Source organism: Pseudomonas sp. S30 (assembly GCF_016518545.1).
Classification (GTDB): domain Bacteria; phylum Pseudomonadota; class Gammaproteobacteria; order Pseudomonadales; family Pseudomonadaceae; genus Aquipseudomonas.
In genome coordinates this window covers 104,101-127,708 of sequence record NZ_JACVTO010000016.1, presented here as the reverse complement: position 1 = coordinate 127,708, position 23,608 = coordinate 104,101, and the positions used below count along the sequence as shown (strand labels likewise).

Below are 23,608 nucleotides of genomic sequence, written 5' to 3'. Positions count from 1 at the left end.
AGAAGTTTCGCGTTCCGTTTGCTGCGGAAGTGGGGCGCATTATAAGGGGATTCGAGACCCGGTCAAGGGCTTGACGCAAAAAAATCAAAATCAGTGCGCCGACGCAATATGCATTGCATGCAGTCGGCACATTTGCGCACTATAGTGCGCAAATGCCCTGCTATTTTTCATTCGGAACTGCACTCTTCTATGAAAACCAACGCCCGCAGCCTGGCCGCTACGCTGTTTCCCGTCGGCCTGCTGCTGATCGCCATGGCCTCGATCCAGACAGGAGCATCGCTGGCCAAAAGCATGTTCCCAGTGATAGGCGCCCAGGGCACCACTGCGCTGCGCCTGATTTTCGCCAGCGTGATCATGCTGGCCCTGCTGCGCCCTTGGCGCGCCAAACTCAATGCCAGCACCCTGCGCAGCGTCATCATCTATGGCCTCGCGCTCGGCGGGATGAACTTCCTCTTCTATATGTCCTTGCGCAGTGTGCCGCTGGGTATCGCCGTGGCATTGGAATTCACCGGCCCGCTGGCAGTCGCTTTATTCGCCTCGCGCCGGCCGCTGGACTTTCTCTGGATCGCGTTGGCGGTCGCGGGATTGCTGCTGCTGATACCCAGCGGACAGACCAGCGCGCCCCTGGACCTCACCGGCGCCGCCTACGCCTTGGGCGCTGGCGTGTGCTGGGCGCTGTACATTCTATACGGCCAGCGTGCAGGCGCCGAAAACGGCATCCAGACGGCCGCGCTCGGCGTGCTGATCGCTGCGCTGTTCATCGCTCCGATCGGCATCGTTCACGCCGGCAGCGCGCTGCTGACCCCCGCCTTGCTGCCGGTCGCCCTGGCCGTGGCAGTACTCTCCACCGCCCTGCCCTACAGCCTGGAAATGGTCGCGCTCACGCGCATGCCCGCGCGCACCTTCGGCACGTTGATGAGCATCGAACCGGCCTTCGGCGCTCTCTCCGGCCTGTTGTTCCTGGGCGAGGTCCTGAGCTTGACCCAGGGACTGGCGATTCTCGCGATCATCAGCGCATCGGTAGGCGCGACACTGTCGATGCGCAAGCAGAGCAATCCCCCGGTTGCAGTGGATTGATTTGAGAAATAGTATCATTTGGACAGGGTCCCACCTTGTACCGCTCAGCGAGGCTGTTTAAGCTGTCCGGCAGCTGGAACGTTCGCAGGATCTACCGAGCCGGGCACGGAAAGCAGGGGGTTTCAGGAAAACCGCAGTCACCACCGACAGGGCCAACCCACGCAAGCCCTGATAAGGACAGGAATGAAACGTATTTTTCTTATCCTGGCCATCATGGCAATTGCCGGGTGCGCCGCCACTTCCAAGACCGAGGTCAAGCGAGGGAAGAAGGGCATCCATATCAACTGCTCGGGCCTGTCGTCCTCCTGGGACAAGTGCTACGCCAATGCCCAGGCCTCCTGCGGTCATAAAGGCTACAAGGTCATCGCCCGCTCCACGGACAGTCAGGAAGAACCCGGCGATTACCTGTTCGGCATCAACCCTGCCGGCTACACGAGCCGCAGCATGATCGTCATCTGCAAGTAGAAGGGCAGCTCGCGCTGCCCTTTTCATTCATTTCACAAAGGCTCAGTACGCGCGAGCAACCACTCCAGCCCGTCTCCGGTCAGTAGAGGTTCGAGCCGCTGGCGCACAGTGCGGTGATAGTCGTCGAGCCACTGCCGCTCGGCGGTATCCAGCAATTCGGGCAGCAAGCAGCGGGTATCGATGGGACACAGCGTCAAGGTCTCGAACTCGAGAAAATCACCGAAGGCACTTTTACCCACAGCGCGATTGACCACCAGATTCTCGATCCGTACCCCCCAAGCCCCTGGCCTGTAGGTACCTGGCTCAATCGAGCTGACCATGCCCTCCTGCATCGCCGTCTGTGCGGTGGCAGTCGCCTGGTAGGCGATGACTTGCGGGCCTTCATGCACGTTCATGAAATAGCCCACGCCATGACCCGTGCCATGACCGTAGTCGACCTGCTCGGCCCAGAGTGGGGCACGGGCGATGGCGTCGAGCAGTGGCGACAGGATCCCGCGTGGAAAGCGTGCCCGCGAAAGCGCGATCATGCCCTTGAGCACACGCGTGCAGTCCTGTTTCTGCGCCTGACTGGGTTGGCCGATCGGCACCATGCGGGTTATATCGGTGGTACCCCCCAGATACTGGCCGCCCGAATCGATCAACAGCAGGCCGTCGCCTTCGATCGTCGCGTGGGATTGCTCGGTGGCACGGTAGTGCGGCATCGCACCGTTGGCATTGAACGCGGCGATGGTCGAGAAACTCAGTGACACGAAGCCTGGACGCCGCGCCCGTGCGGCACTCAGGTGTTCGTCCACCGACAACTCGGTGAGCCCGGCTCGCCCCTGATTCGCTTCGAACCAGGCGAAGAACGCGCACAGCGCCGCGCCATCGTGCTCCATGACCCTGCGCACGTGAGCGAGCTCGGCCTCGCTCTTGCGCGACTTGCTCAATGTCGTCGGGTTGATGCTCTCGACCAGCGCCACGCGCTGGTCGACATGCGCCAGAAGCCCATGGGTGACCCGAGCCGGATCCACCAGCAGGTGCTGATCAGGAGCCACGGCTGCCAGCGCCTGACCTATGTCACTGTAATCGCACACCTCTACACCGTCGTCTGCCAGCCGGCGCGCAAGGTCGGCGGCGATCTTGCCTGGACCAACGAAGAGCATCGCCCGATCAATGCCGATCAGGGCGAAGGAAACGAATACCGGGTTGTAGGGCACATCGCTGCCGCGAAGATTGAACAACCAGGCGATGTCGTCGAGCGTCGCGATGAAGTGCCACTCGGCACCCTTCTCTTCCAGCGTGCGGCGCACTGCAGCCAGCTTCTCGGGGCGAGTCTGGGTGGCATAGGGAGCCAGGTGCTCGTAGACGGCTTCATCTGGCAGCGCCGGGCGCTGCTCCCACACCTGCCCGAACAGGTCCAGGTGGGTCATCAGCTCGATCCGACGAGCCTTCAGGCGGTCGCCAAGGCTACGTGCAGCGGCCAATGCCAGCACCTGGCCGTCGACCGCCACCGCGCCGCCACCAACAACCTGTTCACTCAGCCAGTCGAGCGCTCCGGGTTGACCGGGCAGCAGCCTCATCAGCTCGATACCACTGCCATCGAGCTCCCGTTCGGCCTGCTCCCAATATCGGCTGTCGACCCAGAGCCCGGCGAACTGCTCGGTGACCACCAGCGTTCCCACCGACCCATGGAAGCCCGACAACCACTGTCGCGCTTGCCAGTGCTCGGGTAGGTACTCGGACAGGTGAGGATCGGCAGAGGGCACCAGCAACGCGTTCACGCCCTCTCTGAGCATGGCCTTTCGAACTCGCGCCAAGCGGGATGGAATGGACTCCTGGGAGGGGGGTGAACTGCTCATGCGCACTCCTGCGGTCAGATCATCGACGGTTTCCGGCCTGGATAATGGGCCAGCCTGGCGCTACCTGCAATCGCCTGCGCCAGTCTCGAGGCATTGAGTAACACTTAGCCGCAGACGTTGAAGCGCTGGCGATACTGGCTGGGCGCAAGCCCCGTGACCGCCTGGAATACCTTGCGAAAGGCCCTGGGATCCTGATAGCCCACCTCCCAGGCAATCTGATCGACGCTGCGACGGGTGATCTCCAACTGACGGCAGGCACGCCCTACTCGAATCTGCTGACAGTACTGTGTAGGACGCAGGCCTGTGGCGGCGCGAAAACGCCGTAGAAAGGTGCGCGCCTCCAGGCCCGCACAGGCTGCCATGGCCGTCACGCTCACTGAATGCCCGGCATTGCCCTGCAACCAGTGCTGGACCCTGAGCACCGCCTCATCGCCATGATCCAGCCTGGGCGTGAACAGGCTACCGGGCAGCGCGGCGGGCAGAGGTTGTACCGCCAGATAGCGTGCTGTCTCGCAGGCAAGCGCAGCGCCCATGAAGCGCTCGACCAGCCGCAGCCCCAGCTCGGTCCAGGCCATCAAGCCAGCCGAGGTGATGATATCGCCGTCATCCAGCACCGCGAAATGCGCCTCGATGCGCACACGTGGATAGCGCTGTGCGAGCGTCTGGCTGTAGTTCCAGTGCGTGCTCGCCGGGCGCTCGTCCAGCAGGCCGCTGGCGGCTATGAAGAATGCACCGATGCAGACCGAGGCGAGTAGCGTACCGCTTCCATGCCATTGACGAAGGTGCGCGCGATGCGCTTCCAGCACCGCCGCCGTGGGTGCTCCGCCCAGACTGGGCGGTACCACCAGTGCGTTCAAGCGATGCTCGGCGCTCGGACGGCTGTCGTGCAGCACCTGCATGGCCCCGGCCGATTCATCCAGTTGCCAGTGACTGACACGCAGTCGCGGCAGCGGCTGACCGGCCAGCGCGCCCGCGACCCGGTCGGCGACGGCGAACAGGTCTGTCAGCCCGTACAGGGCGGCGGCCTGGACCTCGGGATAGACCAGCACGCCTATTTCCACTTCATCTCGCATGTCAGTTTCTGCCCTCTTTATGTCGATCGCGACCCTCCCTGCCTGGCGGCGGCGGGGCTATTCTCGCCCCATTCCCATCCAGCCTGAAGGCAAGCCTCATGAGCAGCAAAGCGCTTATTCTCATCGATATCCAGAACGATTACTTCAGCAACGGCCGTTGGCCGTTGGACGGCATGGAAGGCGCCGCTGCCAACGCCGCCCGCCTGCTCGCGGCGGCGCGCGAATGTGGCCATCTGGTCATCCATGTTCGTCACGAATTCGAATCGGCTGACTCACCATTCTTCGCACCCGGCTCTACTGGCGCCTTTATCCATGACACCGTGCGCCCCGCACAGGGCGAACCGGTGCTGCTCAAGCACAAGGTCAACGCCTTTCTGGACACCTCGCTCGGCGTCATCCTGGAGCAGCACGGGATCCGCCGGTTGATCATCGCCGGCGCCATGAGCCACATGTGCATCGACTCGGCCGTACGCGCCGCCGCCGACCTCGGCTATGAGGTGCAGGTGGCGCATGACGCCTGCGCCACACTGGCGCTGACCTTCGGTGAACAGACGGTGAGCGCGGCCCAGGTGCAGGGGGCGGCGATGGCGGCGCTGGCGTTCGCCTTCGCCTCGGTGCACAGCACCGATTCGCTGCTCGAGCATCAGGCGCTGTCTGATTGAGGCCAGCCCCCGCCCAGGCATGGATCCGCGAGCCACCTGGGCAAGGTCAGATCACGACGTTGCGTACGAAATGAGTGGGTTGCTGCTCGTCATTGCGATAGGCATAACGGCAGTTACTCGCAAAGATGTGGAACTCGCCCGCCTTCAGATGCCGTTCGCTGTCTTCGATCCGCAAGGTCAGAACGCCTGACACGACGTAGATCTGTTCGCTCCAGCCTTCGGCATCGGCTTCACTGGCATAATGCTCGCCGGGCGCCAGCGTCCACGCCCACAGCTCCACCTCGCGCCTGGCCGTGCTGCTGCCAAGCAGCACGGCCTGACTGCCAGGATGCAGCCCCGCCCATGCCACCTCGTCGATACGCGCCATATCGCACCGCTCCGGCGCCTGGATAAGGGTCGTGAACGCCACACCCAGCGCTTCGGCGATCCGGTCCAGGGTCGTTAGGCTGACGTTCTTCTCGCCTGCCTCGATAGCCACGAGCATGCGCCTGCTCACCCCGGAGCGCTCTGCCAGAACGGCCTGGCTCAGGCGCTGATCGGTACGCAAACGACGGACGTTGTGACTGACGTACTGCAACACACCAGCACGATGGGGGGAGTCTCGATGCACGATGGGGATTGCTCACAGAAGTGACGTGCGCAGTATACTGCGCACTTTGCGGCGATTGTGCGCCGCCCGTTTCGAGTGCGCAAGCTGATGAGTCATGCTACTTCCCCTTTCCGGCCGTCCCTGTCCATTCGCCTGAACAAGGCCGAACTGGTGCTGGTGTTCATCACCATGTTGTGGGGCGGGACTTTCCTGATCGTACACAACGTCATGTCCGTGAGCGGCCCTCTGTACTTCGTAGGGCTGCGTTTCGCGGCCGCCGCGTTGTTCGTGGCCCTGATTTCGGCGAAAACCCTGTCGGGATTGACCCTGACTGAGCTCAAGGCCGGCACGCTCATCGGCGTTTCGATCATGCTGGGCTACGGGTTGCAGACCATGGGCCTGCAGAGCATCAGCAGCAGCCAGTCGGCGTTCATTACCGCGCTTTACGTGCCGTTCGTGCCGCTGCTGCAATGGCTGGTGCTGGGTCGACGCCCCGGCCTGATGCCCAGCCTCGGAATCGGCCTGGCCTTCGTTGGCCTCATGCTGCTGGCCGGCCCCCAGGGCGGCATGCCGCACCTGAGCGAGGGTGAGCTGGTGACCTTGGTGAGCGCCGTGGCCATCGCTGGCGAAATCATTCTGATCAGCCGCTATGCGGGAAAGGTCGATGTCCGCCGGGTAACGGTGGTGCAACTGGGCGTGGCCTCCGCCCTCTCCTTTCCCATGACCTTGCCGATGCAGGAGCGCGCGCCTGATTTCTCCTGGCTGTTGTTGTTCAGCGCGCTTGGCCTGGGCGCCATGAGCGCGATCATCCAGGTGGCGATGAATTGGGCTCAGAAATCCGTCTCACCCACCCGCGCCACCCTGATCTATGCTGGCGAACCGGTCTGGGCGGGGGTCGTCGGCCGCCTGGCGGGTGAACGCTTGCCTGGCCTGGCGCTGCTGGGCGGTGGGTTGATCGTGGCCGCCGTGGTCATCAGCGAACTGCGCATCGGTCGCGCGCGGGCCGCGACGACCGCGGGGCAGCCTCAGCCGCCCGTTGCCGAGCGCAGCAGCGGTTGAACTCTCGCGCAACGACTATGCTCTGAAAAAAACTGTTATAAAAAATCCGCTTTTATCTGCGCTTTTGTAGGATTCTGCCACAGGTTACGTGTTGGTGATCAACCCTGCGCGCACGTATGATCCTTGATCAACTCTCGTAGATTAGAACGCTATGTCATTGATAGTGCTATTGCTTCTGCCGTTCATCGGCAGTTGCCTGGCAGCCGTCCTGCCGCACAACGCGCGTAACGCCGAGTCCATCCTCGCCGGACTCGTGGCTCTGCTCGGTACCGTGCAGGTCGCGCTGTTGTATCCGCAGATCGCACATGGCGGCGTCATTCGCGAAGAGTTCCTCTGGCTGCCGAGCCTGGGGCTTAACCTGGTGCTGCGCATGGACGGCTTCGCCTGGTTGTTCTCGCTATTGGTGCTAGGAATCGGCACCCTGGTCTCGCTCTATGCGCGCTACTACATGTCGCCGCAGGATCCGGTCCCGCGCTTCTTCGCCTTCTTTCTCGCCTTCATGGGCGCGATGCTCGGGCTGGTCATCTCCGGCAACCTGATCCAACTGGTGTTCTTCTGGGAGCTGACCAGCCTGTTCTCGTTCCTACTCATCGGCTATTGGCACCATCGCAGCGATGCGCGCCGCGGGGCCTACATGGCCTTGATGGTCACCGGCGCCGGTGGGCTATGCCTGCTGGTAGGCGCCCTGCTGCTCGGTCACGTGGTCGGCAGCTACGATCTGGACAAGGTACTGCTGGCCGGAGACACCGTGCGCCAGCACGCACTGTATCCGGTGCTGCTGCCACTGATCCTGATCGGCGCGCTGAGCAAGAGCGCGCAGTTTCCCTTCCAGTTCTGGCTGCCCCATGCGATGGCGGCCCCTACACCCGTTTCGGCCTATCTGCACTCGGCAACGATGGTCAAGGCCGGGGTCTTTCTGATGGCCCGGCTGTGGCCGACCCTGTCCGGTACCGAAGACTGGTTCTGGATCGTCGGCGGTGCAGGCGCCTGTACGCTGCTGCTGGGCGCCTTCGCCGCGATGTTCCAGAATGACCTCAAGGGCCTGCTGGCCTATTCCACCATCAGCCATCTGGGCCTCATCACCCTGCTGCTGGGCCTCAACAGCCCGTTGGCTGCCGTGGCCGCGGTATTCCACATTCTCAATCATGCCACCTTCAAGGCCTCGTTGTTCATGGCCGCCGGCATCATCGACCATGAGAGTGGCACGCGCGACATACGCCGCCTCAGCGGCCTGATCCGCCTGGTGCCCTATACCGCCACCCTGGCGATGGTGGCCAGCGCGGCCATGGCCGGCGTACCGTTGATGAATGGCTTCCTTTCCAAGGAAATGTTCTTCGCCGAAACGGTCTTCATTTCCTCCACGGCCTGGGTGGAAGCCGCCCTGCCGGTGATCGCCACTCTGGCGGGCACCTTCAGCGTGGCCTATGCCCTGCGCTTCACGGTCGACGTGTTCTTCGGGCCGACGGCGCAGGATCTGCCGCACACGCCTCACGAGCCTGCGCGCTGGATGCGCGTACCGGTCGAGCTGTTGGTGCTCACCTGCCTGGTGGTAGGCATCTTCCCTGCCCAGTCGGTGGGACCGCTGCTGGCCGCCGCGGCGTTGCCGGTGGTCGGTGGTACCCTTCCCGAGTACAGCCTGGCGATCTGGCACGGCTGGAACGCACCGATGATCATGAGCCTGATCGCCATGTGCGGGGGCATCATCCTGTACCTGGCGCTGCGCAAACAGCTGCGCCGCGGACGCTTCTCCAACCCTCCGCTGATCGAGCGGTTCAACGGCAAGCGCCTGTTCGAACATGGCCTGGTGCGCCTGATGCTGATCGCGCGGAGGGTCGAAAGCCTGCTGACCAGCCGGCGCCTGCAAACACAATTGTTCATGCTGGTGGCAGTTGCCTTCCTGGCGGGCCTGACACCCATGCTGTACAGCGGGATCAGTTGGGGTGATCGGCCGAAGATTCCAGGCTCTGGCGTCTTCGTGGCGATGTGGTTGATCGCTATCGCCTGTGCCATTGGCGCAGCCTGGCAGGCCAAGTATCACCGGCTGGCCGCGCTGATCATGGTCAGCGTGTGCGGGCTGATGACCTGCATCACCTTCGTCTGGTTCTCGGCACCCGACCTGGCCCTGACCCAACTGGTCGTGGAGGTGGTGACCACGGTGCTGATACTCCTGGGCCTGCGCTGGTTGCCGCGAAGGATCGAGGGGGTCACCGCCTCGCCCGGCAGCCTGGATCGAGCACGGATTCGACGCCTGCGGGACCTGCTGCTGGCGATCCTGGTCGGCGGTGGCATGGCCCTGCTGTCCTACGCCATGCTGACCCGCGCAACGCCCAACGACATCTCTTCGTTCTACCTCAGTCGGGCCCTGCCGGAAGGTGGCGGCACCAACGTGGTGAACGTGATGCTGGTGGACTTCCGTGGCTTCGATACCTTGGGCGAGATCACCGTGCTGGTGGCGGTCGCGCTGACCGTGTTCGCCCTGCTGCGCCGCTTCCGGCCGCCGAAGGAAAGCATGCAGCTGCCGGCCCAGCAGCGCCATCTGGCGCCGGACCTGGTCACCGACCTGGTCAATCCGCGGCAGGTCGCCGACACCGCCCTGGGCTTCATGATGGTGCCGGCAGTGCTGGTGCGGTTGCTGTTGCCGATCGCCCTGCTGGTCTCGATGTACCTGTTCATGCGCGGGCATAACCAGCCAGGGGGCGGTTTCGTCGCCGGTTTGGTGATGTCGGTGGCCTTCATTCTCCAGTACATGGTCGCCGGTACCCAGTGGGTGGAAGCGCAGATGAGCCTGCGGCCCTTGCGCTGGATGGGCACAGGCCTGCTGTGCGCTACCCTCACGGGTGTCGGCGCCATGGCGCTGGGTTATCCTTTCCTCACCACCCATACCGCGCACCTGCACCTGCCGCTGCTGGGAGACATCCATGTCGCCAGTGCGTTGTTCTTCGATGTCGGGGTGTACACCGTGGTGGTCGGCTCGACCCTGCTGATCCTCACGGCGCTGGCGCATCAGTCCGTTCGCGCCTATCGCCCGGGCAATCTGAAAACGAGCAAAGGAGGAGCGGCCTGATGGAAGAAGTCATCGCCGTGGCCATCGGCGTACTAGCCGCCTCAGGTGTGTGGCTGGTGCTGCGCCCACGTACCTACCAGGTGATCATGGGCCTGTGCCTGCTGTCCTATGGCGTCAATTTGTTCATCTTCAGCATGGGCAGTCTGTTCATCGGCAAGGAGCCGATCATCAAGGATGGTGTCCCGCAGGACCTGCTCAATTACACCGACCCATTGCCCCAGGCACTGGTACTGACGGCCATCGTCATCAGTTTCGCCATGACTGCGCTGTTCCTGGTCGTGCTGCTGGCTTCGCGAGGGCTCACCGGCACCGACCACGTAGACGGTCGGGAGCGTGAGGAATGAGCACGATGAACCAATGGATCGCCGCGCCCATCCTGCTGCCGCTGATCACCGCAGCGATCATGCTGCTGATCGGCGAGAAGCACCGGCAGTTCAAAGGTCGCTTGAACCTGGTTTCCAGCCTCCTGGGCCTGGGCTTGTCGATCACCCTGCTGCTGTGGGTGCGTGACCAGGGACAGGCGGAGTCGATCGGCGTGTACCTGCCTGGCAACTGGGCTGCTCCGTTCGGCATCGTGCTGGTGCTTGACCACCTTTCTGCGCTCATGCTGACGCTCACCGGCGTCATCGGCGTCAGCGCCCTGATGTTCGCTCGGGCGCGCTGGGACGGCGCGGGCGCCAGCTTCCATGCCTTGTTCCAGATCCAGCTCATGGGGCTGTATGGTGCCTTCCTTACGGGCGACCTGTTCAATCTGTTCGTGTTCTTCGAAGTGCTGCTGGCCGCTTCCTACGGACTGCTGCTGCACGGTTCGGGTCGTGCGCGGGTCAAGGCCGGACTGCATTACGTGGCCATCAACCTGTTCGCGTCGTCGCTGTTCCTGGTGGGAGCGGCCATGCTGTACGGCGTGACCGGCACCCTGAACATGGCCGACCTGGCACTGAAGATTCCTCTGGTGGCGGAGGCTGATCGTGGGTTGTTGCACGCGGGTGCGGCGATCCTGGCGACGGCGTTTCTGGTCAAGGCCGGTATCTGGCCGCTGAATTTCTGGCTGGTGCCCGCCTACGCCTCGGCCAGTGCGCCGGTGGCAGCGCTGTTCGCGATCATGACGAAAGTCGGCCTGTATGCCCTGCTGCGCCTCTGGACCCTGCTGTTCTCCGGGCAGGCCGGCGACTCGGCGCACTTCGGCGGCCAATGGCTGATCTACGGTGGACTGGTGACCTTGGCCGTCGCCGCCGTCTCGATTCTCGCGGCCCAGCGGCTCGAGCGCCTGGCGGCGCTAAGCATCCTGGTGTCGGCAGGTACCTTGCTGGCAGCCGTCGGCTTCGGCCAGGCGGCGCTGATCGGTGCGGCCCTGTTCTATCTGGTCAGTTCCACCCTCGCCCTGGGTGCGCTGTTCCTCCTGGCCGAACTGATCGAACGCTCGCGCTCGGCCAACGAAGTGCCGCTCGACGAAGAGGAGGATGCCATTCCGGCGCCGCTCGAATCCTTGCATCCGCCCAAAGGCATCAACCTCGACGACCAGCAAAAGGCCGTGATCGGCCAGATCATTCCATGGACCATGGCGTTTCTCGGCTTCGGCTTCATCGCCTGCGCCCTGCTGATCATCGGCATGCCGCCATTGTCCGGCTTCATCGGCAAGCTCAATCTGATCAGCGCGCTGTTCAATCCGCTGGGCCTGGGCTTCGCACCCGAGCAGCCGCTGTCGGCGGCAGGCTGGTGCCTCGTGACGTTGCTGCTGCTATCGGGCATGGCCTCGTTGATCGCCTTCGGCAGGGTGGGCATCCTGCGATTCTGGAAGCCGGAGGAGCGGCCATCGCCGCTACTGCGTCGCTACGAATGCCTGCCGATCGTGCTGCTGCTGGGACTGTGCATCCTGCTCAGCGCCCGAGCCGAGCCTCTGCTGCGCTACACCCAGGACACCGCTGCTGAGCTGCAGGCCCCGGACGCATACATCCAGGCAGTGATGTCGACGCGCCCACTGCCTGGGCCGACCACGGCCTCGCAGGTGCAGCCATGAGCCGACTATTTCCCGCCCCGCTGCTGTCCCTGTCGCTGTTCGTTCTGTGGCTGGTGCTGAATCTCTCGGTGAGCCCGGGCAACCTGCTGCTGGCCGCCATGCTGGGCATTCTCGCGCCCTTGCTGATGGCGCCCCTGCGTCCTCAGCATGCCCACGTGAAGCGGCCGCGAGCGGTCGTCGGCCTGATCGTTCGGGTTGGGCTGGACGTGGTTCTTTCCAACCTGCAAGTGGCCTGGGGAGTGTTGCGTGCTGGCAGCCGACCGCCGCGCTCGACATTCGTGCACATTCCATTGGCTTTGCGAGATGCCCACGGGTTGGCGGCGCTGTCGATGATTACTTCCGTGGTGCCCGGAACGGTCTGGTCGGAACTGGCGCTGGATCGCAGCGTACTGCTTCTGCACGTACTCGATCTGGACGACGAGAAGGCGTTCATCGAGCACTTCAAGCACACCTATGAACGCCCTTTGATGGAGATCTTCGAATGACCGGCCTGCTCGCCAATGCCATCCTGGCCAGCCTGTTCATCTTCGTCATCGCCATGGCACTGGCACTGATCAGGGTGTTTCGCGGCCCTTCCGCCCAGGACCGCGTACTTGCGCTCGATTACCTGTACATCCTGGCGATGCTGATGATGCTGGTGTTAGGTATACGCTATGGCAGCGATACTTATTTCGAAGGCGCGATGTTGATCGCGCTGTTCGGCTTCGTCGGTTCCTTCGCCCTGGCCAAGTTCCTGCTGCGTGGAGAGGTGATAGAATGATAGACGCCGTCGAGTTGCCCTTCTGGCTTGAGGTGGTCGTGGCGGCGCTGCTGCTGGCAGGCAGTCTGTTCGCTCTGCTCGGCGCGATCGGCCTGGTGCGTCTGAAGGACTATTTCCAGCGCATGCACCCCCCAGCGCTGGCCTCGACCCTGGGCGCGTGGTGCGTTAGCCTGGCGTCCATTGTGTACTTCTCACAGCTAAAACAAGCACCTGTGCTGCACGCCTGGCTGATCCCGATCCTGCTTTCGATCACCGTGCCGGTCACCACCCTGCTGCTAGCCAGGGCTGGACTGTTTCGCAAGCGTATGGCGGGCGATTCGGTACCTGCGGAAATCAGCAGCGTTCGCGAGCGAGACAACTGATACGGCACAGTGGGAACACCTTGGCCAGGCCTGCTCCTCCCCAAGCACCTGGACTTCGGGTCCTGGAGCCCGTTACTTCAGCAAGGCCTGAATCTGCTCGTGCAGCGTATCGAGGTCGAACGGCTTGGCCAGAATCGGCGCCCTGCGCGCGATGGGGCTGCCGGACTCGAGAATCTCGGCAGGATAGCCGCTGATGAAAATCACCTTCAGGTCCGGGCGCAGCTTCAACGCCGGCTCGGCAATCTCCACACCCGATATCCCGCCAGGCAGACGGAAGTCGGTGACCATCAGGTCCAGGTGCGGCTTGCTGGCCAGGATGGCGAATGCCTCGGCGCCATCCTCGGCCACCAGCACGTGATAACCCTGCCCGGCCAGGTAATCGCGCAGGATCATCCTGATTAGCGGTTCATCTTCTACTACCAGCACTACATCTTGTGCATCTTCGCTCATGACAATGCCTTGAATTTCAAAAAGTTGGCTATGTGACCCCAGGGTCACGCAGAGGTTGCCTGGGGCTGATCAGTTTGTTGCCCGGCCGTCGCCAGCGGTAACAGGACGCTGAAAGTCGCACCCCTGCCTTCCTCGCTGTCGACCCGGATACGTCCGCCGTGTGCCTGCACGATCTGCTCGGAAATGAACAGACCCAGACCCAGGCCTCCGCTGGCCTGCTGAGCGGACACCCGCTCGAACTGCTGGAAAATACGCGCCTGATTGGCCGCGCTGATACCGATACCGTGATCCTGGACCTGCACGCAGGCCATGCCGTACTGCTCGAAGGCCCTGACCTGCACCGGACGCCGATCACCATAGCGCAGGGCATTGGACAACAGGTTGGCCAGTACCTGTTCAATCCGAAATTCATCCCACTCACCGTGCAAGGGCTCGCAACGCGTGAGCTCGATACGCGTGTCCAGGGCAGTGGCCTGGGCGGCGAAGCGCTCGACCAGGTCCTCCACCAGCGTGGCCAGGTCCACCGACCGAGGGCGTATGGACAGTTTGCCGGTACGGATGCGCGAAACATCCAGCATGTCTTCGATCAGGCGAATCAGGCTGTTGATCTGGCGCTCGTCTCGTTCGACCATGGCCTGGAGCTTATCCGGGCTGAAAGCGGCATGATTGCCACGGGCCAGATGCATCTTGCGCAGTTGGGTCTCCAATATCAGGCCGTTGAGCGGAGTACGCACTTCATGGGAAACGATGGACATGAAATCGTCGCGCATGCGCACGGCCCGTTCCAGCTCGCCGCGGGCCACCTGCAGCTGCGCCAACAACTGCTCCTGCTCCTGACGGCTGCGCTCCAGTGCCTGCAGTTGACGGCCAAGCACCTGTCGCTGCCGGTAGAGATCGACGAACACCGAGACCTTGCTTTTAACCGCCTGGGTATCGAGTGGTTTATGCAGGAAATCGACCGCTCCACTTTCATAGCCCTTGAACGCGTAGTTCAGTTCACGACCAGCTGCGCTGACGAAGACGATGGGAATGTTCTTGGTCTTCTCCATGCCGCGCATCAGCTCGGCCAACTCGAAACCATCCATGCCAGGCATCTGCACATCCAGTATGGCCAGGGCGAAATCGTGCTCGAGCAACAGCGACAGCGCCTGCTCGGCCGACTGGGCGCGGTGTACCTCGCGATCTTCACCTTGAAGGAGCGCATCGAGTGCCAGAAGGTTTTCCGGCAGATCGTCGACGATCAGCAATTTGGCGATGATGTGGCTTAGCATGGGCGGGATTCCAGGGTGGCGAGCAACTGCCCGATACCGCTCAGAGAAAGAATGTGATCGGGTCGGTGCAGGGCAAGTGCAGCTTCCGGCATCGACGCGACCTGTGCATCGCGGGGGTCCTGGACCAGCGTCCGGCCTCCGCATTTCTTGATGTACGCCAGCCCTCGGGCGCCGTCTTCGTTGGCCCCGGTGAGCACTATGCCGAGCAGCCCCTCACCATAGACATCGGCCGCCGAGTGGAACAGCACGTCGATTGCCGGCCGGGAAAAATGCACCGGTGCCTCCTGACTGAGCGACAGGCTGAAGTCGCGCTCGATAGAAAGGTGATAAGCAGGCCCGGCCACATAGATCCTGCCGGGCTCGACAGGTTCCTTGTCACATGCCTCGCGAACCGGGCGCTGCAAGCGTTGCTGCAGCACCTCGGCCAATTGGCTGGGGCGGTCTCCCGGCAGGTGCAGCACGCACAGTACAGGGGGCTCGAAGCCCTTGGGCAAGCCACCGAGCACCTCGAACAGCGCGGCCACGCCGCCTGCCGAGGCACCGATCACCACTGCGCGCACGCTGTTCATGACTTGCGGAAAATCCGCTCGGGCCGCACCAGTGGCTCGAAGCGATCCTTGTAGGCTGAGAAGTCCACCGACTCCTTGCTGCCCAGAAACAGGAACCCACGGTGGCACAGCGACTCATGGAACAGTCCCAGGGCGCGGTCCTGCAACTCCTTGTTGAAGTAGATCAGCACGTTGCGGCATGACACCAGCTGCGTCTCGGAGAACACGCTGTCGGTGGCCAGGCTGTGGTCGGCGAAGGTCACCGTGTCACGCAAACTGCCGTCCATGATGGCGTTACCGTAGGCCGAGGTGTAGTAATCGCTGAAATCACGACGCCCGCCGGCCTTGCGATAGTTCTCTTCGTATTCACGCAGGCTCTGCATCGAGTAGATGCCCTGCTTGGCCTTCTCCAGCGAGCTGGGGTTGATGTCGGTCGCGTAGAGGATGGTGCGCTCCAGCAGCCCCTCCTCACGCAGCAGGATAGCCATGGAATACACCTCTTCACCGGTGCTGCAGCCGGCGATCCAGATCTTCAGCGAAGGCCAGGTGCGCAGTAGCGGGACCACCTCGCGCCGCAGCGCGAGGAAATGGCCAGGGTCGCGAAACATCTCGCTGACCGGGATGGTCAGGAACTGCAGCAACTGCATGAACATGCCTGGGTCGTGCAACACGCGCTCCTGCAACCCCGTAACCGTGCGGCACTCGAACTGGGACAAAGCGTGCAGGATCCGGCGCTTTATCGAAGCCCCTGAGTAGTTGCGAAAGTCGTAGCTGTACTTGAGGTAGATTGCCTCGATCAGCAGACGGATCTCGATATCGGTGTTGCGCTCGCTAGTCAAATTCGCTCCAGTTGCGGCAGCCAGACCCTGATCAACGAGAACAGTCGGTCCAGATCGATCGGCTTGGCCAGATAGTCGTTGGCGCCCGCCTGCAGGCAACGGTGCTGGTCATCCTTCATGGCCTTGGCGGTCACGGCGATGATCGGCAGCTTGCGCCAGCGCGGCTGCTGGCGAATCAGGCGAGTGGCTTCGTAGCCGTCCATCTCCGGCATCATCACGTCCATCAGCACCAGGTCGATGTCGTCGTGCTGCTCGAGGCGCTCCAGGGCTTCGCGCCCGTTGCGGCCGATCTCGACGATCGCGCCCTTGTGCTCGAGCGCACTGGTGAGGGCGAAGATGTTGCGCACGTCATCGTCCACCAGCAGGATCTTGCGACCCTCGAACACCTTGTCACGGCTGCGGGCAGTCTTGAGCATGCGTTGGCGCTCGTGGGACAGCTGCGATTCGACCTTGTGCAGGAACAGCGTCACTTCATCGAGCAGCCGCTCGGGCCAGCGCGCGCCCTTGATGATGATCGACCGCGAGTACTTGAGCAGGTCGGTTTCTTCGTCGCGCGTGAGATTGCGGCCGGTGTAGACGATCACCGGGGGGAAGCTGCGGATGTCTTCGGCGGTCATGCGCTTGAGCAGCTCGTTACCGAGCATGTCGGGCAACTTGAGGTCGATGATCATGCAGTCGTAGATGTTCTCGCGCAGCAACTCGAGCGCCTCCTGGGCCATGGCCACGGCGGTGATCTCGATGTCATCGTCGCCGATCAGGCGAGCGATGCTCTCGCGCTGCAGATCATCGTCCTCTACCAGCAGTACGCGCTTGAGCTTCTGGGTGAGCTTGTCTTCCAGGCGCCCGAATACCTCCTTGAGCGCCTCGCGACTGGTAGGCTTGACCGCATAGCCCACGGCGCCCATGTGCATGGCGGCCTCGACGCGGTCTTCGACCGAGATGATGTGCACCGGGATGTGACGGGTGCTGGCCAGCTCCTTCAGCCGCTGCAGTACGGTCAAGCCAGAATGGTCGGGCAGGCGCATGTCGAGCAGCACGGCGTCGGGCAGGTATCGCGCGGCCAGGGCGAAGCCTTCGTCGGCGGCATGGGCGACCAGGCAGTGATAACCCAGTTCGTGGGCCAGGTCGTAGAGGATCCGGGCAAAATTCGGCTCGTCCTCGATGACCAGGATGCAGCGACCCTCGAAAGGCGCTTGGGCACGATCATCGTCGAAGCTGGGGACCACGACCGACTCTGGCTGGCTGGGCACCGTCTGCGGCGCTGACAACCGGGACAGTTGGGCGGCCGGTGGTCGCGCCACCGGCGCCTCGCCCTGGGGCTCGTTCGGCTCGTGGCGCTCGGGCAGGATGAGGCTGAACACACTGCCTTCCCCGGCGCTGCTCTGGACACTGATGCTGCCGCCCAGCAGCTGTGCCAGGTCACGTGAGATCGACAGGCCCAGGCCGGTGCCGCCGAAGCGGCGGTTGCTGGTGCCGTCGACCTGATGGAAGGCACCGAAGATGGCCTCCTGCTGATCGGCAGGAATGCCGATACCGGTATCGCGAACGGTGAAGACGATACCTTGGCGGGTGTCGTGGCCGATGGTCAGGCTGACCTGGCCTTTGTCGGTGAACTTGATTGCGTTGGACAGCAGGTTCTTGAGTATCTGCTCCAGCCGCTGGCGATCGGTGACCAGCGTGGCAGGTACCTGGCCCTGCAACTGCACGTCGAACTGCAGGCCCTTTTCATCTGCCAGCGGCTGAAACATTCCACGCAGCCCCTCGACCAGACGCACCACCTGGGTGGTTTCCGGACGGACTTCGAGCTTGCCGGCCTCGACCTTGGCGATGTCCAGGATGTCGTTGATCAGGTTGAGCAGGTCGTTGCCAGCCGAGTAGATCGACTCGGCGAACTTGACCTGTTCCTGACTGAGGTTGCCCTGACCGTTTTCGGCAAGCAACTTGGCCAGGATGAGCGAACTGTTGAGCGGCGTGCGCAGCTCGTGGGACATGTTGGCCAGGAACTCGGACTTGTAGCGACTGGAACGCTGCAGGTCCTCGGCACGCGCCTGCAGCTGCTGCTGGGCACTGTTGAGCTCGCTGTTCTTGCGATCCAGCGCCACCGTACGCTCGGCCAACTGCTCGTTGGTCTGCTCGAGCTCCGCCTGTTGGGTCTCCAGATAGGCCTGGGACTCCTTGAGCACCCGCGACTGCTCTTCGAGCTCCTCATTGGCGGTCTTGAGCTCTTCCTGCTGGACCTGCAGCTCCTCGTTCAACTGCTGAGTTTCAGCCAGAACTTCCTGCAGGCGCTGGCGATAGCGGGCGCTCTCGATGGACATGCCGAGGTTGTCGGCAATGCGTTCCAGCAGCTCGCCGTCACGCTCGTTCAGCGGGCGCAGGAAGCCCAGTTCGAGCACGCCATTGACTTCGCCCTCATCGCTGGAGGGCACCAGCAGCGCGCTACGCGGCAGTCCACTGCCCAGGCCGGAGCTGAGTCGGTGGTAATCCTGGGGCAGGTCGTCCAGGCGGATCAGGCGCCGCTCGCGCACACTCTGCGCCAGCAGGCCCTCGTGCTCGCCCAGGATCTGGCCGCGATTCTGCTGTTCGGCATCCAGTCCATAGGTCGCCACCCGTACCAGTTGCCCGTGGGCATCGCGCACGTAAAGCGCGCCCACCACGCTGCCCAGGTAACTGGCGAAGAAACGCAGCACGTTGTCGCCCAGCGCCGTGAGGGTCAGCTGTCCCAGCACCTGCTGAGACAGTTGCTGCTGACCATTGCGCAACCATGCCTGATGCTCCAGGCGGTCGGCGGCGCGCTGCTGGGCCTGAAGATTGCCCACGTAGCTATCGGACAATGCCAGCAGATCTCGACGGCCCAAGTAGGCCAATAGCCCGCTCAGGCCAACGATGAACAGTATGAAGGCGGTGATCGAGATGACCGTGACACGGCTGACCTGCTCGGTGCGGTTCTGTCGCAACTGCTGCTCGGTGGCGATGAGGTCCTGGAACTCGTTGCGAATTTCGTCGGTGATGCGCTTGCCGCGCCCCCCCGCGATGGCGCCTTGGAAATCACCCTTTTCGCGACGCATGCTGATCAGCTGGGCGCCGAAATCGTTCCAGGCGCGCTGCAACCCTATGAGGCGATCGATGCGATCGACCTGGGGCAGGTTGTCGCTGACCATTTCCTTTAGGGCGTCGAGGCTGCCGAAGATGCGCGGCTTGGCCACCTCGTAGGGGTCGAGAAAGCGTTCGTCCCCGGTGATGAGGAAACCGCGCATTCCGGTTTCCATGTCGATCGACAGCTTGAGCGTTTCGTTGGCATTGCCGATCACGCGATCGGTGTGCTCTACCCACTGCATGGCAGACAACAGGTAGTTGATCACCACGACGAACGCCACGGCGCCCAACAGCCCCACACCTAGCGGCAGGCCAATGTTACGGCCCAGCAGTCTGCGGAAGCTGCGTTGATCCATGGAGGCTGCTTGAATCATCTGATAACGCCCGAGCGAGATAAGTCCATTAAAGGTAGGTAGGCGATACGCTGCACTGGGCATGCCGCGCCCACCTGTGCGTCCATTGCCGGCCCGGCATCGGGGCGTCGCAACGGGGCATTTAGCCAGTATTTGAAGGCGGCCGCGCGCAATCGTTCCCTACTGGTGCGGAGCTGGTTATTCTGAGGGAACTTCTGTTCCTTTTACAGGCACTGAGTCACTAACATTACCCTTGCGACAGGATTCAACTCATGCAACTTCTGGTAGTCGAAGACGACGACATCGTCCGCATGCTGATGGTCGAAGTGCTCGACGAATTGGGCTACACCGCAATCGAGGCAGAAAACGCCACGGCAGCCTTGACGATCCTCGAAGATGCCGGTCAGGCCCTGGACCTGATGATGACCGATGTCGGCTTGCCTGACATGCGTGGCGACGCACTGGCTGCCAAGGCGCGCCAGATACGCCCGCAGCTTCCTGTGCTGTTCGCCAGCGGCTACGCCGAGAACGTCGAGGTGCCGGAGGGTATGCACCTGATCGGCAAGCCTTTCAGCATCGATCAGTTGCGCGACAAGGTCGTCAGCATCCTGGGCACCCCGTAACCCACTCCCTGACCACGGCACAGTGCTCAGGGCTCGCGGCGCAGCAGGAAGGTATCCATGATCCAGCCCTTGCGTTGGCGCAGCTGTGCCCTGAGCGTCAGAATCTGCTCCTTGACCACCGGCAGCGCCCCTGAAATCAGTACTTCATCATCCGTCCCCAAGTAGGCGCCCCAGTAGATGGTGATGTCAGGGTCATGCAGATCCTCCAGCGCCCCTGCGCCGTCGAGCATCACCACCACATTATCCACCCTGGCCTGTTCCGCCAGCCGCCGACCGGGCAGGACGGTCAGCGGCTCGCCAATGCGGTTGAGGGCGATGAGATGCCGTGCCGCCAGGGCCTGCACACTACTGATGCCAGGAATGACCTCCAGGGTCAGGGCGGTGCCAAGGTCGCGCACTCGATCCAGGATGCGCAGCGTGCTGTCATACAGCGTTGGCTCTCCCCATAGCAGGAAAGCGCCGATTTCGTGATCTTGCAGCTCGGTCGCGATCAGTTTCGCGTACAAGCTCGCCCGCGCTTGGTGCCAGGCTTGAACCCCCTCGATGTAGTCGGACGCCGCCGCGTTTCGGACCGGGTCGGCCACCTGCACCAGACGATACCCTCCTTGCGGCACGTACCGCGCCAACATGTCCTGGCGCAAGCGCAGGAGGTCGTGCTTCTGCGCACCTTTTTCCAAGACGAAGAACACCGACGCACGCTGCATCGCCTCGACGGCCTCGATGGTGATCTGTCGAGGATCGCCAGGACCGATACCGATCAGCAGCAATCGCTTCATGGGCGCTCCATCTTCATAGTTGAAAAGCATTGACCCTGCGCCATTGTGGGAGTCGTTCGGATCTACTGCCGCAACCGTTCGTCGCCTGGCAGGATCTGACCGTCAATCCATAATGACTATACAGTCACACTCGAATACGGCACGCTTGAAGGCATCGCACGCCCAGCTCGTCGAGCGTGCGCTGATATTTGCAAACCCGGCATGGAGGCATGATGTTAGAGACCGCAGCTGCGCGCTGGGCCAGTGGGAGCGACCTGCGACACCTCCTCGAGAGTCTGCCCAGGCTGGTTCACCTGCTGGGGTTCGAGCATTATCTGTTCGCAGGTCCCAGCCTGTACGTCGACTCCAGCCTGTCGTCCGATCAGCGAGCATGCGTGCAGCGATTTTATTGCGCCTGCCCGCTACCCGACTCCACGAGAACTCACGAGCTGCCGTTGCTATGGGCCGAGCAGAGCCTCCCAGCGCCGCCGCAGTGCTGGGCGAGCTTGCATGGCTGTAATCTGCGCCATGGCTGGCTGCAACCTGTCCAGCGCAATGGCAGCTGCAGCAGCCTGGCTATATTGCGCGCAAATGGGCCCGTCTCTGCCCCGGAATTGTATCGCAAAGCCGGAATTGTGATGTGGATTGCCGAGCGTTTGCACAGAGAGATGATGCTGCAGTCGGCCACCTATGGGGTGAACGATGGCTGTCAGCACTGAAGTTCGCGGCGCCACTAGAAGCACCCTGGTCGTCACCTGAAAGGCAAGCGATGAGCCGCACTCTTGGTCAGCGCAGTGGCATCCACCGCCACGCGCTGTCGGCGGCAGCGCTGCGAACAATAACGGACCTCGTCCCAGCACCGTTCCCACTTCTTGCGCCATGAAAAAGGCCTACCGCAGCAGCTGCATGTCTTTTCCGGCAAATCGCGTTTCTTCATCCATCGGCCCTCGCGTCAGGTTCAGCCATCGTGCTGATTTGAGCAGCGCTCGACGCCTTCGGCCCGCCAGCTCTCGAGCTCAATGCTCCGGCCTGGAGGCGTACAAGAACATGGGCAGCCAGCTGACTGACTACCGTCTCCAACGGACCTTCGTTGTGGCACACCAGCCAACCTTGGTCTACCATCGCCCGCTCGAATGACTCGGTACACACCTCATGCTCCTGCATCGTTTGCACAACGGTACTGCGTAGCCCTGCACGCCTGGCCTTCGCCCTGGCCCAGGATACTGGAGCGGGAGTGACCACAGCCACCTGCAGATCAGGAACCTGCACTGCGCGCTGTAGATTGAACCGCAGAATGTCCTCGAAGGGCACTCCCCGCCTGAACGCGGCATCCGAGGCGAACCAGCGATCCATCAAGATCACGCTTCCGGGCAGCTGGTTGGGGAGCACATGACGAGAGATCCACGCACGGCTGTCAGCTAGTCGGGCACACACACGCCTCTCCAGATCGATGTCCGGCTGCCTGGCCAGGGCGTTCACCAACGCCATGATTTCGGCGCGATAGGGATCGTGATTGCGTTCGCTGAGTCGCACCACCTTGTAGCCGTCGCGCCTGAGCTTGAGCGCCAGCGCTTCGAGCAAGGTGGTCTTGCCGACCCCTTTCGGGCCGTCCAGGGAAACGAACAGCGAAGGATTCATGTATCACCCCGAGCCTGAACCACAGGTGGACGTGTGCGCCAGAGAGGAGAAACAACCATCCATGACAGGTCATCAGGCGCGGGTAATCAACCCCTGGCGCGCTATGCGGGTCAGATGACTGATGGTTTCAGCCGCCTGTTCGCCACTCGGGGCTTGAATAACGGCGAGATCGAAGCGGTCAGTGCCATAGTGGGCCAAGTTGCACGCGCTTTCAGCGAACTGGATGAGGAACGCCCGAGCCTGACCTCGTCGACGAGAGAAGCCGTCCAGGTTGCGCAGCAACGTCGGTTGATGCTGGCCTCCAAGCAGGATACGTGGAGTTCGCGCAGCCGAATCGGCAAGCAATGGAGTCAGACAGACGCTGGTACGTGGGCAACTCATGGAGTATCTCTCCGCCTCGCGAATCCCGCTGGGCAGCGGTGGGAGGCGTCACCGAACCAGCGCTTTAGCGGTATTTCGGAGAGGCTTGTCACCTTTCCCGCGCCCCGCAAGTAGCTGTTTAAATCGGCGCAATATCTATCCTAGAGGGTCGCGCATCACGCTGCAAGAGGCCTTGTCCCACAGCGTGACGTTCGAGCGCGGCAGCGGGCAGTCAACGAGCGAGCAGACGGTCCAGCGACAGTCGCCCTGCACCTTCGATCAGAATTGCCAACGTGCCACCCAACAGCGCCAGGGCGAACTCGGAGCCATTGTTGGACATGAACAAGCCATTGCCGATGTGCACGGTGAAGATCGCCACGATGAGAGTCACACTCAGCACCAGCGCCGCAGGTCGCGCCAGTAGACCCAGCACAACGGCCAGGCCGCCGAAGAACTCAGCGCTTCCCGACAGCAGCGCCATCGCGTAACCCGGAGTGAGGCCGATGCTCTCCATCCATTGCCCAGTGCCTTCGAGGCCATAGCCACCGAACAGACCGAACAACTTCTGCGCGCCGTGCGCCATGAAAATGAGGCCGACCAGAATGCGCAGCACACTGATACCGAAACCGGCACGGGTGGCGAAAAGGGAGTGAAGGGCTGGATGCATGTCGAAGGTTCCCGATTGAGGAAGAGGTGGTGCCGCCAT

Annotated in this window: 25 protein-coding genes; 12 read left to right on the top strand and 13 right to left on the bottom strand. The window is 62.7% G+C overall.

Annotation, left to right across the window (positions count from 1 at the left end; genetic code table 11):
• The first annotated feature begins 189 nt into the window (after positions 1-189).
• Positions 190-1,077 carry a threonine/homoserine exporter RhtA gene (rhtA, locus tag IAE34_RS17985; RefSeq protein ID WP_200140324.1) on the top strand — a complete coding sequence of 296 codons (888 nt, stop codon included), beginning with the start codon at positions 190-192 and terminating at the stop codon, positions 1,075-1,077.
• A 183-nt stretch (positions 1,078-1,260) separates the two neighbouring features.
• Entirely contained in the window at positions 1,261-1,542 is a 282-nt protein-coding gene (locus tag IAE34_RS17980; RefSeq protein WP_200140323.1) for a hypothetical protein, read from the top strand.
• 32 nt (positions 1,543-1,574) lie between these two features.
• Here the strand turns inward: IAE34_RS17980 and IAE34_RS17975 are convergent, their stop codons facing one another.
• Complete coding sequence (locus tag IAE34_RS17975) at positions 1,575-3,383, bottom strand: aminopeptidase P family protein (protein WP_200140322.1); 1,809 nt, start codon at positions 3,381-3,383, stop codon at positions 1,575-1,577.
• A gap of 104 nt (positions 3,384-3,487) precedes the next feature.
• A complete protein-coding gene (locus IAE34_RS17970; protein ID WP_200140321.1) occupies positions 3,488-4,456 on the bottom strand; it encodes a GlxA family transcriptional regulator in 969 nt (322 codons plus the stop codon).
• 98 nt (positions 4,457-4,554) lie between these two features.
• Here IAE34_RS17970 and IAE34_RS17965 point away from each other — a divergent pair, with 98 nt between their 5' ends.
• Positions 4,555-5,118 carry a cysteine hydrolase family protein gene (locus IAE34_RS17965; protein ID WP_200140320.1) on the top strand — a complete coding sequence of 188 codons (564 nt, stop codon included), beginning with the start codon at positions 4,555-4,557 and terminating at the stop codon, positions 5,116-5,118.
• Positions 5,119-5,164: 46 nt separating this feature from the next.
• Here IAE34_RS17965 and IAE34_RS17960 read toward each other — a convergent pair whose 3' ends face one another.
• Positions 5,165-5,728 carry a helix-turn-helix domain-containing protein gene (locus IAE34_RS17960; RefSeq protein ID WP_200140319.1) on the bottom strand — a complete coding sequence of 188 codons (564 nt, stop codon included), beginning with the start codon at positions 5,726-5,728 and terminating at the stop codon, positions 5,165-5,167.
• 87 nt (positions 5,729-5,815) lie between these two features.
• Here IAE34_RS17960 and IAE34_RS17955 point away from each other — a divergent pair, with 87 nt between their 5' ends.
• From IAE34_RS17955 to IAE34_RS17925, 7 genes are all read left to right on the top strand, one after another.
• The gene (locus IAE34_RS17955; RefSeq protein ID WP_200140318.1) at positions 5,816-6,766 is read left to right on the top strand and encodes a DMT family transporter; all 951 of its coding nucleotides are present in this window, start codon (positions 5,816-5,818) and stop codon (positions 6,764-6,766) included.
• 151 nt (positions 6,767-6,917) lie between these two features.
• Positions 6,918-9,830, top strand: a complete 2,913-nt coding sequence (locus tag IAE34_RS17950; protein ID WP_200140317.1) for a monovalent cation/H+ antiporter subunit A — start codon at positions 6,918-6,920, stop codon at positions 9,828-9,830.
• Complete coding sequence (locus tag IAE34_RS17945) at positions 9,830-10,174, top strand: Na+/H+ antiporter subunit C (protein WP_186666145.1); 345 nt, start codon at positions 9,830-9,832, stop codon at positions 10,172-10,174. The genes IAE34_RS17950 and IAE34_RS17945 overlap by 1 nt, the downstream gene beginning before the upstream one ends.
• Positions 10,171-11,847, top strand: coding sequence for a monovalent cation/H+ antiporter subunit D (locus tag IAE34_RS17940; RefSeq protein WP_200140316.1), 1,677 nt, complete (start codon positions 10,171-10,173; stop codon positions 11,845-11,847). Before IAE34_RS17945 ends, IAE34_RS17940 begins: the two co-directional genes overlap by 4 nt.
• Complete coding sequence (locus IAE34_RS17935) at positions 11,844-12,332, top strand: Na+/H+ antiporter subunit E (RefSeq protein WP_200140315.1); 489 nt, start codon at positions 11,844-11,846, stop codon at positions 12,330-12,332. The genes IAE34_RS17940 and IAE34_RS17935 overlap by 4 nt, the downstream gene beginning before the upstream one ends.
• Complete coding sequence (locus IAE34_RS17930; RefSeq protein WP_029612720.1) at positions 12,329-12,607, top strand: K+/H+ antiporter subunit F; 279 nt, start codon at positions 12,329-12,331, stop codon at positions 12,605-12,607. Before IAE34_RS17935 ends, IAE34_RS17930 begins: the two co-directional genes overlap by 4 nt.
• Positions 12,604-12,969, top strand: a complete 366-nt coding sequence (locus IAE34_RS17925; RefSeq protein WP_200140314.1) for a Na+/H+ antiporter subunit G — start codon at positions 12,604-12,606, stop codon at positions 12,967-12,969. The genes IAE34_RS17930 and IAE34_RS17925 overlap by 4 nt, the downstream gene beginning before the upstream one ends.
• Before the next feature lie 72 nt (positions 12,970-13,041).
• Here IAE34_RS17925 and IAE34_RS17920 read toward each other — a convergent pair whose 3' ends face one another.
• Genes IAE34_RS17920 through IAE34_RS17900 form a run of 5 tightly spaced genes read right to left on the bottom strand, consistent with a single transcriptional unit; the run spans position 13,042 to position 19,547 of the window.
• A complete protein-coding gene (locus IAE34_RS17920; RefSeq protein WP_200140313.1) occupies positions 13,042-13,419 on the bottom strand; it encodes a response regulator in 378 nt (125 codons plus the stop codon).
• A gap of 44 nt (positions 13,420-13,463) precedes the next feature.
• Complete coding sequence (locus tag IAE34_RS17915) at positions 13,464-14,690, bottom strand: hybrid sensor histidine kinase/response regulator (protein WP_200140312.1); 1,227 nt, start codon at positions 14,688-14,690, stop codon at positions 13,464-13,466.
• On the bottom strand, positions 14,684-15,259 hold the full coding sequence (locus tag IAE34_RS17910) for a chemotaxis protein CheB (RefSeq protein ID WP_200140311.1): 576 nt from the start codon (positions 15,257-15,259) through the stop codon (positions 14,684-14,686). Before IAE34_RS17910 ends, IAE34_RS17915 begins: the two co-directional genes overlap by 7 nt.
• Entirely contained in the window at positions 15,256-16,077 is an 822-nt protein-coding gene (locus IAE34_RS17905; protein ID WP_200140310.1) for a CheR family methyltransferase, read from the bottom strand. The genes IAE34_RS17910 and IAE34_RS17905 overlap by 4 nt, the downstream gene beginning before the upstream one ends.
• The gene (locus IAE34_RS17900; RefSeq protein WP_200140309.1) at positions 16,074-19,547 is read right to left on the bottom strand and encodes a response regulator; all 3,474 of its coding nucleotides are present in this window, start codon (positions 19,545-19,547) and stop codon (positions 16,074-16,076) included. The genes IAE34_RS17905 and IAE34_RS17900 overlap by 4 nt, the downstream gene beginning before the upstream one ends.
• A gap of 251 nt (positions 19,548-19,798) precedes the next feature.
• Between IAE34_RS17900 and IAE34_RS17895 the strand changes: the two genes are divergently transcribed.
• Positions 19,799-20,149 carry a response regulator gene (locus IAE34_RS17895; protein ID WP_200140308.1) on the top strand — a complete coding sequence of 117 codons (351 nt, stop codon included), beginning with the start codon at positions 19,799-19,801 and terminating at the stop codon, positions 20,147-20,149.
• Positions 20,150-20,175: 26 nt separating this feature from the next.
• On the opposite strand, the gene cobF is transcribed toward IAE34_RS17895, so the two are convergent.
• Positions 20,176-20,925, bottom strand: coding sequence for a precorrin-6A synthase (deacetylating) (gene cobF, locus IAE34_RS17890; RefSeq protein ID WP_200140307.1), 750 nt, complete (start codon positions 20,923-20,925; stop codon positions 20,176-20,178).
• A 209-nt stretch (positions 20,926-21,134) separates the two neighbouring features.
• Between cobF and IAE34_RS24805 the strand changes: the two genes are divergently transcribed.
• The gene (locus tag IAE34_RS24805) at positions 21,135-21,623 is read left to right on the top strand and encodes an autoinducer binding domain-containing protein (RefSeq protein WP_442793259.1); all 489 of its coding nucleotides are present in this window, start codon (positions 21,135-21,137) and stop codon (positions 21,621-21,623) included.
• Between the two features lie 32 nt (positions 21,624-21,655).
• On the opposite strand, the gene IAE34_RS17885 is transcribed toward IAE34_RS24805, so the two are convergent.
• The 4 genes from IAE34_RS17885 to IAE34_RS17870 form a co-directional block, all read right to left on the bottom strand.
• Positions 21,656-21,841 (bottom strand): DUF2256 domain-containing protein, encoded by a 186-nt coding sequence (locus tag IAE34_RS17885; RefSeq protein WP_200140306.1) that lies wholly within the window; start codon positions 21,839-21,841, stop codon positions 21,656-21,658.
• Positions 21,838-22,542 carry a dTMP kinase gene (locus IAE34_RS17880; RefSeq protein ID WP_200140305.1) on the bottom strand — a complete coding sequence of 235 codons (705 nt, stop codon included), beginning with the start codon at positions 22,540-22,542 and terminating at the stop codon, positions 21,838-21,840. The genes IAE34_RS17885 and IAE34_RS17880 overlap by 4 nt, the downstream gene beginning before the upstream one ends.
• Before the next feature lie 72 nt (positions 22,543-22,614).
• On the bottom strand, positions 22,615-22,923 hold the full coding sequence (locus tag IAE34_RS17875; RefSeq protein WP_200140304.1) for a hypothetical protein: 309 nt from the start codon (positions 22,921-22,923) through the stop codon (positions 22,615-22,617).
• A gap of 211 nt (positions 22,924-23,134) precedes the next feature.
• Complete coding sequence (locus IAE34_RS17870; RefSeq protein ID WP_200140303.1) at positions 23,135-23,569, bottom strand: DoxX family protein; 435 nt, start codon at positions 23,567-23,569, stop codon at positions 23,135-23,137.
• Positions 23,570-23,608 lie beyond the last annotated feature (39 nt).